Origin of the sequence: Nocardiopsis ansamitocini, from assembly GCF_030268225.1 — a bacterium.
In the GTDB taxonomy this organism is placed as follows: domain Bacteria; phylum Actinomycetota; class Actinomycetes; order Streptosporangiales; family Streptosporangiaceae; genus Nocardiopsis_D; species Nocardiopsis_D ansamitocini.
On sequence record NZ_BSQG01000002.1, the window covers coordinates 188960 to 201551 of the forward strand.

At 68.0% G+C, this 12592-nt stretch carries 12 protein-coding genes and 1 pseudogene; 10 read left to right on the forward strand and 3 right to left on the reverse strand.

Going from position 1 to position 12592, the window contains the following annotated elements:
- Nucleotides 1-130 precede the first annotated feature (130 nt).
- Genes QSJ59_RS07395 through QSJ59_RS07410 form a run of 4 tightly spaced genes read left to right on the forward strand, consistent with a single transcriptional unit; the run spans nucleotide 131 to nucleotide 2107 of the window.
- A complete protein-coding gene (locus tag QSJ59_RS07395; RefSeq protein ID WP_285758159.1) occupies nucleotides 131-400 on the forward strand; it encodes a hypothetical protein in 270 nt (89 codons plus the stop codon).
- Nucleotides 401-428: 28 nt separating this feature from the next.
- Nucleotides 429-1016: a DUF6879 family protein gene (locus QSJ59_RS07400; protein ID WP_285758160.1), complete on the forward strand. Its 588-nt coding sequence runs from the start codon at nucleotides 429-431 to the stop codon at nucleotides 1014-1016.
- Nucleotides 1009-1791: a DUF6082 family protein gene (locus tag QSJ59_RS07405; RefSeq protein WP_285758162.1), complete on the forward strand. Its 783-nt coding sequence runs from the start codon at nucleotides 1009-1011 to the stop codon at nucleotides 1789-1791. The genes QSJ59_RS07400 and QSJ59_RS07405 overlap by 8 nt, the downstream gene beginning before the upstream one ends.
- Nucleotides 1792-1837: 46 nt before the next feature.
- Entirely contained in the window at nucleotides 1838-2107 is a 270-nt protein-coding gene (locus QSJ59_RS07410; protein ID WP_285758163.1) for a DUF4352 domain-containing protein, read from the forward strand.
- 95 nt (nucleotides 2108-2202) lie between these two features.
- Here the strand turns inward: QSJ59_RS07410 and QSJ59_RS07415 are convergent, their stop codons facing one another.
- Both QSJ59_RS07415 and QSJ59_RS07420 read right to left on the reverse strand, forming a co-directional pair.
- Nucleotides 2203-2712, reverse strand: a complete 510-nt coding sequence (locus tag QSJ59_RS07415; RefSeq protein WP_285758164.1) for an ATP-binding protein — start codon at nucleotides 2710-2712, stop codon at nucleotides 2203-2205.
- Nucleotides 2713-2885: 173 nt separating this feature from the next.
- Entirely contained in the window at nucleotides 2886-3848 is a 963-nt protein-coding gene (locus QSJ59_RS07420; RefSeq protein WP_285758165.1) for an oxidoreductase, read from the reverse strand.
- A gap of 436 nt (nucleotides 3849-4284) precedes the next feature.
- Between QSJ59_RS07420 and QSJ59_RS07425 the strand changes: the two are divergent.
- Nucleotides 4285-5166 (forward strand): annotated as a pseudogene (locus tag QSJ59_RS07425) (glycoside hydrolase family 16 protein); the annotation flags it as partial.
- A 54-nt stretch (nucleotides 5167-5220) separates the two neighbouring features.
- Complete coding sequence (locus tag QSJ59_RS24365; RefSeq protein ID WP_285758753.1) at nucleotides 5221-5592, forward strand: RICIN domain-containing protein; 372 nt, start codon at nucleotides 5221-5223, stop codon at nucleotides 5590-5592.
- Between the two features lie 303 nt (nucleotides 5593-5895).
- On the opposite strand, the gene QSJ59_RS07435 is transcribed toward QSJ59_RS24365, so the two are convergent.
- On the reverse strand, nucleotides 5896-6156 hold the full coding sequence (locus tag QSJ59_RS07435; RefSeq protein ID WP_285758166.1) for a GlsB/YeaQ/YmgE family stress response membrane protein: 261 nt from the start codon (nucleotides 6154-6156) through the stop codon (nucleotides 5896-5898).
- 237 nt (nucleotides 6157-6393) lie between these two features.
- On the opposite strand from QSJ59_RS07435, the gene QSJ59_RS07440 reads away from it, so the two are divergent.
- The 4 genes from QSJ59_RS07440 to QSJ59_RS07455 all read left to right on the forward strand — a co-directional run bounded on the left by QSJ59_RS07440 (nucleotide 6394) and on the right by QSJ59_RS07455 (nucleotide 12592).
- Complete coding sequence (locus tag QSJ59_RS07440; RefSeq protein ID WP_285758167.1) at nucleotides 6394-6792, forward strand: spore-associated protein A; 399 nt, start codon at nucleotides 6394-6396, stop codon at nucleotides 6790-6792.
- A 259-nt stretch (nucleotides 6793-7051) separates the two neighbouring features.
- On the forward strand, nucleotides 7052-10228 hold the full coding sequence (locus QSJ59_RS07445; protein ID WP_285758168.1) for an AfsR/SARP family transcriptional regulator: 3177 nt from the start codon (nucleotides 7052-7054) through the stop codon (nucleotides 10226-10228).
- Between the two features lie 235 nt (nucleotides 10229-10463).
- Nucleotides 10464-11459: a substrate-binding domain-containing protein gene (locus QSJ59_RS07450; protein ID WP_285758169.1), complete on the forward strand. Its 996-nt coding sequence runs from the start codon at nucleotides 10464-10466 to the stop codon at nucleotides 11457-11459.
- A 77-nt stretch (nucleotides 11460-11536) separates the two neighbouring features.
- The gene (locus QSJ59_RS07455; protein WP_285758170.1) at nucleotides 11537-12592 is read left to right on the forward strand and encodes a galactitol-1-phosphate 5-dehydrogenase; all 1056 of its coding nucleotides are present in this window, start codon (nucleotides 11537-11539) and stop codon (nucleotides 12590-12592) included.

Here is a 12592-nt window from a genome sequence, read left to right on the forward strand (position 1 = left end):
AACCCCCGGTTCTCGGGGCCGGTCCGATCATGTGGGTGACCGGTTTCGGACTTCTTCCCCCGCAGAGGTGTGGTGATCGATGGGGCGGGGAATCCAGTGGACCCACTCTCACCGAACCGGGGAACCCGCGATGACACGCCCATGGGAGATCGATCCCGAAGCCACTTTTCTCCGCAGGCTCGGTAAAAGCGCTGTCGAACTCGGGGACAGTCGGACAACTGCCGATTGTCCCGATATCTGGGAGCTTTCCAACGGTGACGTGGCCGTGGTCGGGCGCGACGCCACCGCGCTCTTCGCCGACCGAATGCCTCCAGGAGTGAGCGTGGGCCATGACGAACGCCTCGTCGTCGTTCCCGGAAACATGCTGCGCGCCGCCAAGCCGGATATCGCTGATGTTTGACCGGGTGCGTGAAGCGGATGGAACGATTTTGGATCGTCGTGCCTACCACGTCGATTCCCGGTCGGCGGTCGCCCTCGCACACGGGGTGATCTGGAAACTGGAGCGTTCGCAGGTGTTCAGTGAGCCCCATGATCCGGCCTGGACGGCGTTTCGTGAAGGGGATTGGCCCACGGTGATCGACATCTTCGAATCCGAGCGTGACGCGGTCCGAGCCGAGGCCGATTCGTACCGTGCGCAAGGCCTCGAACTACGTCGGTTGCGCGTTGTCGAGCCTTCGCCCACCCCCTACCTCGTATGGGAGATGCACAGCCACCGGATCTTCGCGGAGTGCGGTATGAGCATCCGGGTCCTGCCCGTGGAGCAGGTGCGTCATCTGGAGATTTCCGCGCAGCTGCCAGAGCTCGTGGTCTACGGGGACCAGGTGCTCTACCAGGTTCGTTATGACGACGAATGGGCTCCGATCGGTGCGAAACGGGTCGACGACCGGGCACTCGTCTCAGAGGCGGCGGCCGGCATCGCGGGATTGTACGAGAGGGCCGAACCACTGACCGACTACTTCACCCGGGAGATCACCCCACTGGTTCCTGCGGTCAGGGGCGACGGGCAGGGTGTCTGATCGGCGAGAAGTGGATGTCGTCGACAAAGGAACCGTGAAACCGCTGGTCGCTGTTACGATCGCGTTTGTTGTGACGGTGGCGATCGGGTTGGTTGGCCTGTCTCCTTATGCTTTGCGGCTCTTCGGTGAAAGCGGTGATTGGCAGCAGTTGAGCCTCATCGGGCAGACCTATGGTGCGGTGTCGGCGTTGATCGCCGTATTGGCGCTGGTCGGTGTGGCTTTGACGCTCGTTTACCAGGCCCGTGAGACACAACGGGCGATGGAAGAAACCCGCCGCCAGGCCGTGTCGGATCTATTGCGTATGGCGATGGACGATCCGGACCTGGACGAGTGCTGGGGGCCGCTTCCTGAGCCGGATGACCCGAAGACCCGCAAACAGCGCCTCTACACGAACATGATCGTGTCCCAGTGGGAGACCGCATATGGGCTCGGCACCCTTCCCGAACGACGGCTCAGAGCGGTTTCAGCGGAGATGTTTCAAGGCAGGGTGGGCAGGGCTTATTGGGCGGACGCCAGAGAGGCCCGATTGACTACGGCAGGCAACCGAGCGCAGCACCGTTTTTCCCGGATTCTCGACGAGGAATATCGGCGACAACGCCCCGTAGTCCTCACTGCCGGAACGAAACAACAAACCCCTCTTCGGCCGAGGCACTCCCTCGGAACCGCCACTGTCCTGGCGCTGGCTTTCGCCGGCGGAGCCGTTACGGTCGGCGTGGCGCTGGGTGGGCTGCGGGCTTCCCAGCAGAGGACACGCGCGGCTACCGCTCGACGGTGACAACCGCTGCTCCCTTGGAACGTGATCGGGCACAGGAGCCGTTCGGTTGCCTTCCTGCCGAGCCGAGAACACCGGTGGAGAGGCACAGTACTTCGACGGTTCGGACCAGAAACTGCTCGACGCCGAAGGAACCGAGTACGCCGACGACACGACCGCCGGGATTTATCTGGAGGACACCGATTCCTTCCTCAACCAGGTCAACCCCGGCAACAGCGTCGATGTGAAGGTCGTCTTCGACATTCCCGAGGACGTCAGCCCCGACCGCGTCGAACTGCACGGCTCCATGTTCAGTGGCGGTGTGACCGTCGGGCTGTGAGCCCGACCGCCTTCAACCGGTCGTGGGGGCGCTCATCCTCGGCCCGAGCCGGGAAGCGCGCCCCTCACGACCGGGGAAGGGGAGCAATCGCCTGATCAGGATGCACCGGCCAGCTCCAGGTCCCGTTCGATCTGGTGCACGGGGAACTCCGCCCAGGTGATCATCGAGCCGGGCCGGTCGTGCGCCTGGCCAGGGAGATGGTGTGCGCCGCTGCCCGTCACGGGAAACCGGCCCCACTCCCGGGAAAGAGCAGAGGCGATGAAGAGGCCGCGTCCCCCCTGGGAGTCCTCGGAGGGCATCCGCGCGTGGGGCACCGACCACGGCCGGTCCGGGCGTCGGCCCTGGTCGGTGACCTCCAGGCGGATGCACTCGGGGCGGTCCCCGGTCATGGTCACCGCCACCTCCACCTCGCCGCCGGGGATCCCCGACGCGGTGTGCCTGACAGCGTTGGCGAACAGTTCACTGGTGACGAGTTCCACCGCGTCACTGATCTCGGGAAACGCTTGCACGATGGTTTTGGCCCAGGCGCGCGCCGCACCGCATTCCTGCGGTACGCCGGGAAACGTCCGGGTCGCCCGCACGGGGTACACCTCGTTGTCGTTCATTGTTTGCAGCACCGCCTCGTGGGGGGTCGGGTCGAACTCGTTCGACGGCGTCCTGTGCGGGAGGCGCGCCCCACCGGGTGACCCCCCGCGTCTCCTGTACGGGTACCCGTTGTGGGCCCGAGGATGCGCGCAGGCCGCCCGGCAGGTGGTGACACCCCCGATCCGATGGGGTGTTATCCCAGGCCAGCGCCATGACGGCCAGATTCGGCCGCGGGAAAGTCGTAGGACACCAGAGTCAGCTCTTCGGAACGCTTCCACAGCGCCCTGGCGGTTGCCTCGTCCCTGGCCGCGACGCTCCTGGCGGACCTGACGGGTGTGCCGGTGCGTCCGTTGCGGGGTCCGTAGTAGTCCCCGCCTTCGACACCGGGGATGGTGGCCGCGTAGAGGCCGGGCCAGGCGCCGGCCAGGGCGCTCTGGGCGAAGATGCGGTTGGCGGCGCGCATCGCGGTGCCCCGCAGGCGCGATCCGCGCATCTCGCCGCCGACGGAGTGCAGGTTGGTCGCCGCGTATCCGGGATGGGCCGCCACACTCAGCAGAGGAGAGTCGGCCTCCTTGGCCAGCCGGTCCAGTTCGGCGGTGAACAGCAGGTTCGCCAGTTTGGACTGGCCGTAGGCGAGCCAGGGGTTGTAGGGCCGCTGTTCCCAGTTGAGGTCGTCCAGGTCGAGGTAGCCGATGCTGTGCAGTCCGCTGCTGATAGTGATGACCCGGGGAGCGTCCGCGTTGAGCAGCACGGGCAGTAGCAGGCCGGTGAGGGCGAAGTGGCCGAGGTGGTTGGTGCCGAACTGCATCTCGAAGCCGTCGGCGGTGCGCGCCAGCGGGATGTCCATCACCCCGGCGTTGTTGAACAGCAGGTCGAGGCGTTCGTAGGGGAACTGCTCGGCGAAGTCGCGGATCGAGGCGAGGTCGTCCAGGTGGAGGCGTGCGTGCTCCACCTGGGCGCCGGGCACCCGGTCGGTGATCTCGCGGGCCGCGGCCCGGCCCTTGTCCTCGCCGCGCGAGGTCAGCACCACGCGGGCGCCGGCCTCGGCGAGTTTGTAGGCGGTCTCCAGGCCCAGCCCGGAACTTCCCCCGGTCACCACGGCTATTGCGCCGCTCTGGTCCGGCAGTCGTTCCTGGGTCCAGTTTCCCTTGGGCATGTTCTGCTCCAGCTTTCTCGGGTGTCGAGTGGATCCGCTCCGGCCCCTCTGTGGTGGGACGAGGTCCTGCTCTACCTACCCGTCACCACTGAAACAAGCGTTGGCGATCGGTGGCGTTGGCGCACGAATCCTCTGTGAGGGCGGCCGAAAGTAAGCGGGAGCGTTCCCAATTAACTGTTCTTTACATCTTGCGTTGCCATCCGGGTAACAGTAAAGTCTCTTTCCAGTGCAGAGGGTGACGAAAAGTCCCTGTAAGTCACATCAACCCCCCGTGTGCCGGATCTGGTCCGCGCCCGCCTCCGCCCCCTCTACCTCGGGGCCTGGCGCTCCCCGACTCCGGACACGCTGATCCACGTGAACCGTCCAGATCCGTGTCACCCCGTTGTGGTCGGCGACCACGCGCGGGTCCGCGGCGGTTCAGATCGGAAGAATCCAAATGAGTCGAAGAAGTTCGCGCGGTCCCGTGCGCCGTTTCCTCCCGGCGGCACTCGCGATCACCGCGCTTGCGGCCGCGAGCCTCGTGGCAGTCGACACGCTGACGCCTGAGGCCGTCGACGGCCCCGAGGCCCAGCTCACCGCTGGTTCCGAACTCATGGCAGCTCCCGGCGACCTCGTGTGGAGCGACGAGTTCAACGGCGCGGCCGGCAGCGCACCCGATCCCAGCAAGTGGACCCATGAGACCGGCGCCCACGGGTGGGGCAACCAGGAGCTGCAGAACTACACCACCAGCCGGGGGAACTCCGCGCTGGACGGCAACGGCAACCTGGTCATCACCGCCAAGCGGGAGAGCAACGGCTCCTACACCTCCGCCCGGATGGTGACCAAGGACAAGTTCGAGCGCGCCTACGGCCGGTTCGAGGCGCGGATCCAGATCCCGCGCGGACAGGGGATCTGGCCGGCGTTCTGGATGCTGGGCGACAACTTCCCCGAGACGCAGTGGCCCCACTCCGGCGAGATCGACATCATGGAGAACATCGGCAGGGAGCCCCACCGGGTCCACGGCAGCATCCACGGCCCCGGATACTCCGGTGGAGGCGGCATCACCGGCCACTACCAGCACCCCCAGGGCTGGTCGTTCGCCGATGACTTCCACACCTTCGCGGTGGACTGGAGCCCCAACAAGATCACCTGGTTCGTCGACGACGTCGCCTACCAGACCTTCACCCCCGCCAACGTGGGCGGCAACAAGTGGGTCTACGACCACCCCTTCTTCATGATCCTCAACGTCGCGGTCGGCGGCGAGTGGCCGGGCTACCCCGACGGCTCCACCCAGTTCCCCCAGCAGATGCGCGTCGACTACGTCCGCGTCTACGACAACGGAGCCGGCAGCGGCGGTAACAACGGTGGCGGCGGCAGCGGCGCCAGCGGCAGGATCACCGGCATCAACGGCATGTGCCTGGACGTCGCCGGCGCCGTCAACGCCAACGGGACGCCCCTCCAGATCGCCCACTGCAACAACAACCAGGCGCAGAACTGGACCATGGCCACCGACGGCACCATCCGGGCCTACGGCAGGTGCATGGACGTCACCGGTGGCAGAACCGCGGACAGCACACCGGTCCAGCTGTGGGACTGCGCTGGAGTCCCCGCACAGAAGTGGGAACGCACCAGTGCGGGCCAGTTGCGCAACCCCAATTCCGGTAAGTGCCTGGACGCCCAGGGCGGAAGCGGCGCGGACGGCACCCGGCTCGTGATCTGGCCCTGCCACAGCGGCGCCAACCAGAAGTGGAACGTTCCCGCCTGACACGGGAAACAGTGAAGGGGTCTCGGCGCGTGCCGAGACCCCTTCTTGCTGTTCCGGTCGGACGTGGCGCGGTCGGGGACGGCTGCCGCCCGCCGCCCCCGCGACATCGCGCGCATACCGCTCGCCATCGGTGCGCGCGGGGTGGACCGCTGTGGGGCGCGTCGGCGGGAGGGGGAGGGGTGGGGGCTGGCTTGGAGCCGGACGTGGGAAGACGCTCCGGGGGAGAGGCGTCAGCGACGAAGGACCCGCGCCCGGGGCGCGGGTCCTTCGTGGTTGGGGACGGATGGGCTTGCCGTCGGTGCGTCAGGCGTGGCTATGCCGACCACCGCGCAGCATCGTGACGAGGTAGACGCCGGCCGCTGCCAGGACCACCTGAACGATCAGGGTCAGCCAGAACGAGGCGGTCAGGCTCGCCATGATCGCGGTGCCGATCAGAGCCGCGACGACGCCGATGACGAGCGTCAGCCAAATAGGAATGTCCTGCCTGCCGGGAACGATGAGTCTGCCGAGAGCACCGACAATCAATCCGATGATCAGTGCGCTGATCAAACCGCCGATTTCCATGCTGTACCTCCTGGGTCACAGTCCGTCGAAAAACCCTTGCCCGTAATGTGAACCGGAATGCGCACTTTATGTAATTAAGGTAATTTTGTTGCCTTCACATGACGTATGGGTGATTCGCTTTCAAGGGGAAAGGCGTCGAAAAGTGAAAGCCAAGCGGTTGCAAAGCGCACTCTGTGACGCTTGCGCTCGTGTGTCGCGCAGGGCGGCTCCGGGGCGGATCGGATGCGTATGAGGGTGATGAGGAAGCTGGCTGCCGCGGTGTTGGTGGCGGGCGCGGCGATGTCGGCGACGGTCGCAACGGTCGGGCCGGCCGCCGCGGCGACTTACAACAATGCGTGCGGTTCCGGGTATGCGGTGGTGAACTCGGCCGATATCGGTTCCAAGGGGACCGTGTTCCTGACCTACAACAGTTCCACCGGCTACAACTGCGCGGTGACCGTGCGAAACAGTCCTGGTTCGGCTGTGGCCATGGCCGTCTTCCTCGCCGTGAGCCCCAATGGGGCCTGGCAGCAGGACTCGGGCACCTACACCACCTATGCGGGCCCGGTCTACGTGGCGGCGCGTGGTGCCTGCGTCGACTGGGTCGGAACCATCACCGGCACAACGGTCCGTATGAACGGGACCAACTGCGGCTGATCCGCTGCCGACGGTGCGGTTCGCGGTCGCAGGGGCGGACGCGAACCGCACCGCCATGCCATTCGTCCGGCAGCGGGGCGGTGCGTCCGAGGGCGGGGCCGCTGACGCGACAGGGATCGACCGCGTGGAAAGCGACCTTTGCTTAATCCCTGTCACCTTCCGTCACCGAATGGCATACTGTCACCGTTTTCCTGGCTGAATGGGGGAATCGCGAGTGTCAGACGACTGGTTACCGATCCGGTATCGGATTCTCGGGGCCGTGCAGGCATACGACGAGGGACACGCGGTGAACGTGGGAGGCCCGAAACGGCGTACCCTGCTGGCGGCCCTGCTGATGCGGCCCAACCAGATCGTCACCGACGACGAGCTCATCGACAGGATCTGGAGCCGTCCCCCTAATCGGGCCCGGGCCCAACTCCAGGTGCACGTGTGCGAACTGCGCTCCAGGATCGGCAAAGCGGCCATCGTCCGCTGTGCTCCCGGATACACCGTCGTCACCAGCCCCGGCGAGGTCGACCGGGACAGGTTCGCGTTGTTGGCCTCCCGGGCCCGCGCCGACCGTGACGCCGGCCGCTTGGAAGAGGCGGTCACCAAGCTGCGGGGCGCCTTGTCGCTGTGGAGCGGTCCGGCTCTCGGCGGGGTCGAAGCCTCTCTGTCGGCCATCGCCGGTCCCGCGCTGGAGGAGCTTCGAGCGGGTGCGGTGGAGGAACTCTACGACGTCGAACTGCTCCTGGGCCGCTCGGGTGAGATCGTCGCCGAACTGCGCGCGATCCTCGCGGAGTTTCCCCATCGGGAGCGGCTCGCCGGGCAACTCATGCTCGCCCTGCACCGGGCGGACCGCACCGCCGAAGCGCTGGAGGTCTACACGGAACTGCGTGTCCGGCTCACCGACGAACTGGGCATCGAGCCGGGGGAGCCGATTCGACGCCTGCAACAGCAAGTCCTGCGCGGTGAGAACCTTCAAGGGGGCGGACACGGCTTCGTCAAGCCGGTCGAGTCGGTGCCGCGAGCCGAACCGCCGAGCAGCGTGCGTGAATCCCCCAGTACCGAGCCGGTCGCGTCGGTCGGTCACGTCCAGCCGGCCGGGAAGGAGCTTCCGGCGGAGCTGCCGCACGGTGTGCGGGGATTCGTCGACCGCCGGGCCGAGCTGGAGCTCCTGGACAAAGCCGCGCACGGTGCGCACGCCGATAGCGGACAAGGACCGGAGATCTGGGTCGCCACCGGTCAGCCCGGAGTCGGCAAGACCGCGCTCGCCTTGCATTGGGCGCATTCGGCGAGTGATCGGTTCCCCGACGGCCAGCTCTACATCGACCTGCGCGGTTTCAGCGCCCGGAATGTCCCGTTGGAGCCGGCCGAAGCCCTGCACGCACTGCTGCGCAGCCTGGGCGGAGACCTCCCCGCCCCGAACCGCGACATCGACGAGTTGGCGCGGATCTACCGGTCACGGCTGGCAGGACGAAGGATCTGCCTGATCCTGGACAACGCCGCCACCGCGGAGCAGGTCCGCCCCCTGCTTCCCGGGCACACCGGAGGAACGGTACTGGTCACCAGTCGGCGTCGGCTCACCGGTCTGACCGCTCGGGACGGGGCGAGACCGATTCGGCTGGGTTGCCTGGCACCTGACCGGGCAGTCGAACTGTTGACCCAATTCCTCGGGGCGGACGCGGTGGCCGCCGAACCAGTGGCCACCGCCGACCTGGCCCGCCTCTGCGGGTACCTGCCGCTCGCACTGCGACTCGCCGCGACTGCCGCGGGAACCCGGCCCGACATCGCGGCGCTCGTCGCCGAACTCCGCACGGTCACTCCGCTGACGAAACTGTCAGCCGACGAGGACGAAGGCGTGGTCGCCGCCTCCTTCGCGTGGTCCTACCAGCGCCTGCCCCTTGACCAGGCCCGACTGTTTCGGATCCTCGGCTTGATCCCGGGTGCGACCTTCAGCGCCCGGACAGTGGCGGCAGCAGCGGACTGTCCGCAGGCCAAGGCGGCTGCCGGGTTGCGCGCACTGCTCGACGACAACCTCGTCGAGCAGTGTCGAGCCGGCCGGTACCGCCTCCACACCCTGCTGCGGCTCTACGCCGCGGAGCGTGCCGAGGCCGAGGAGACGGCGCGGGAACGCACCGCGGTGCTCCTGCGCCTGGTCGACCATTTCCACGAGCTCGCGACGGCCGCGAACAGGTTCGTCACCCGTGGTTGCCGCGCTACCCCCGGAACAGGGCCGACTGTCTTCGCCGGACGCGAGGCGGCCCTTGAGTGGCTGCGCGCGGAACTGGCCAATGTCACCGCTGTGGTCACCCGCGCCGCACAGTGCGGTTACCACGCCCGCGCGTGGCGTACCGCCGAGGCCATGGTCCCCTTTCTGCGTCTGGGCGGGCACGACGGGGAGTGGCGCTCCATCAGCCTCATCGGCCTCGACGCCGCTCTGAGCTGTGGGGACAAACGGGGGGCCGCGGCGATGCACCTGAGCCTGGGGCTCGCGTATCTGGAGGCCGGCCCGCTCTCGACAGCCGCCCACCACCTCACCCTGGCGTGTCGGGTGGGGGCCGCGGCCGGCCGGTCGGACGTGGTCGTCGAGGCGCTGACGGCCTTGGCCGCGGTCCACCAGTGCCAGGGCGGCCTGGGCGCGGCGGTCCGTGCGGCCAGGCGCGCGCTCGGACGCGAGGAGGGGGCGGGCGCCCTGCGCGTGAGTCCGGGGCCCAGCCACAGCCGGATGGGTGAGCAGGGCCGGGCGCATGCGCACCTGGCGCGTGCCGACACTCTCAACAATGCCTCCGCCACCGATGACCCCAGCGGGCTGGTGCTATTGGAACTGGCGTGGATCCGTCGATGCATGGGCGACACCGAAGGTGCGGTGCGCGACTATCACGACGCGCTACGCCACCTGCGCCTACTGAGTACGCGGTCCGCTCGGCCCCGTGCGTTGGCCGGGTCGAGCCAGGCGCACGCCGACGAGGGCCGCTACGGCCGGGCGGCCGCGCACGCGGAGTCCGCGCCGGACCTCGCCCGGGGGGCCGATGTGCCCTGGGTCGGTTCCGCCGCCCGCAACGCTCCGGCGCACGCCGGCCACGGCATGGGGCGCGTGGACGACGCGGTGGAGTCGCACCGGGAGGTATGGGCGGCCGGTTCCGACGCCGCCATGCACCGGCATCGTGTCGAAGCCCCGGTCGGCATCCCGGCAGCGGGACCGGTGGAGGCGGTCGACGCGCTCGCGAGTGGGGAATGGGCCTATGCGGTGGCGAGTCGGAACGGCTACCCCGTCCTGGCCGGGCGTGCGGCCGAGCAGTTGGCCGACGCCCACCACAGCCTCGGCAACCTCGGAAAGGCGCGGACGTGGCGTGCCGCGGCCCTCACGGCGTACGAGTCCTGCGGCCATGGTCCGGGTGCGGTCCGGGTCCGCAGGGTCGCGCTCCAGGCCCCGCTCCAAAGAGCGGGGAAGTGACCGGCCCAGTGGCACCGGCCACCCCTCCCCGTGCGCGAGGTCACCGCTCGCAGCACTGAGAATCCCCTTCCGTGCAGGGCCCTCCGCATGATCGAGGGCCCTGTGTTCTGTGTAATCGCAGATCAGCGCGGCGTTAGCTCAGTTTTGCTCATAAGAGCAAAAAATGCCCCATGTGTTGCACACGGGTGAAATCCGGATTTACGGTTCGTTGCCAGGATCACATCTGGAGGCCCCTATGCGTCGTACACGCATCCTTGGTATGGCGACCGCGACCGTGGCAGTAGCGGCACTGTCCGCCTGCTCGCTGTCCACCACACCCGGCGGTTCCGCCGGCGGCGAAGGCGGATCCGACGGCCCCATCGTCATCGGATTCAGCCAGGCCACTCAGCAGTCCCCCTTCTACGTGCAGCTCAGGGAAGGAGCGGAGCAGGCCGCGGACGAGGCCGGCGCCGAGCTCTACTTCGCCGACGCCGGAGACGACGTCACCAAGCAGAACGACGACATCCAGGATCTGATCACCCGTCAGGTCGACGTCCTGCTGATCAACCCGGTCGACCCCAAGGGCGTCAAAGCCGGTATCGCCGCCGCCGAGTCCGCCGGCATTCCGGTCATCACCGTGGACCGCCCGGTTCCCGAGGGCGCCGCCGCACACGTCGGCCGCGACAACAAGGCCATGGGCGCACTCGTGGGAGAGCGCGTCGCCGCCGAGCTCGGTGACGAGGGCGGCAAGATCATCGAGATCCAGGGCGACGCCGGTGGTGCCGTGGCGCGCGATCGCAGCGCCGGCTTCCACGAGGCGGTCGAGGGCAACGACAAGATCGAGATCGTCGAGGGCCCCTACAGCGACTACATCCGCTCCAACGCGGTGACCGCCATGCAGGACCTCGTCCAGACCAACTCCGACGTCAAGGCCGTTTACGCCCACAACGACGACATGGCACTGGGTGCTCTCCAGGTCCTCAACGAGAACGGGCGCGACGACGTCATCGTCGCCGGGGTCGACGGTCTCATGGAAGCCGTGGACGCGATCGACGCGGGTGGCCCCTACGTCGCGACGGCCCTCAACGACCCCATCTCCCTGGGCCAGGTGGCCGTCGACACGGTGCTGAAGGTCCAGGCCGGTGAGGACGTCGAGGACTACGTCGACGCCGGTACCGGTCTGATCGACACCGACAACGCCGCCGACTACGTCGGCGACACGACCTTCGCGCTCGCCGGAGACGACAAGTAACCGTCGCCCTGCCGCCCCGGCGCCGTCGACGACCATCGGCGCCGGGGTCCACCTCCTGGAAAGGAACCCAGAACACCATGTCGGAGACCATGCAGGCCGCCGTTCTCCACGCACCCGGCGACATCCGGGTCGAACAGGTGCCCGTCCCCGAACCCGCCCCCGACGAGGCCCTCGTGCGCGTCGCCGCCTGCGGGGTGTGCGGCTCTGACATCCCCCGCATGCTGCGCCCGGGCGGTGCCTACCACCTGCCGCTCATCTGCGGCCACGAGTTCTCCGGCCACGTCGTGGCGTTGGGAACGGAGCTCGCCGCCGCGGGAACGGTCCAGGAGGGTGATCTCGTCACCGTCCCGCCGCTGATCCCGTGCCGTCGCTGCACTCCCTGCACCCAGGGCCATTTCAGCCTCTGCGAGGACTACGACTACTTCGGCAGCCGCCGAGCCGGTGCCTACGCCCAGTACGTCACGGTGCCCGCCGGCAACCTCATGGTCGTCCCGGCCGACCTCGACCCGCGCGCCGCGGCCATGCTCGACCCCGCGGCCATCGCCTTGCACGCGATCTGGCGCACCAAGCTGCGCACCGGTCACCGTGTCGCCGTCATCGGCGCCGGGCCGATCGGCCTCTTCGCCATCCAATGGGCCAAACTCGCCGGAGCGTCGGAGGTCCTGTCGATCGACGTCAGCGAGCAGAAGGCCGAGATGGCGCGGGAGGCGGGCGCCACCCACACCGCGACCACTCCCGAGCAGGCCGAAGAGATCGCCGGACTCGGCTATGACGTCATCATCGAGTCCGCGGGCGTGCCCGCCACCGTGGAGCAGGCCGTCTCCCTGGTCGCCCGGCACGGCCACGCCGTGTTCATCGGGATTCCGCACGATCCGGTGGTGCTGCCCAAAGCCACCTTCAGCAGCTTCTTGCGCCGCGAGGTCACCCTGCACGGCGCCTGGAACTCCTTCTCCGCGCCCTTCCCCGGCGACGAATGGCGCGTCGCTGCCCGCGCGATGGCCGACGGTGAGCTCAACTGGAAGTTCATGATCACCCACGAGTTGGGGCTCGACGCGCTCTCGGACACGATGCACAGCCTCGGCGAACGCTCCATCTTCAGCTCCAAGGTGCTCTTCATGCCGAACGGGGGATGA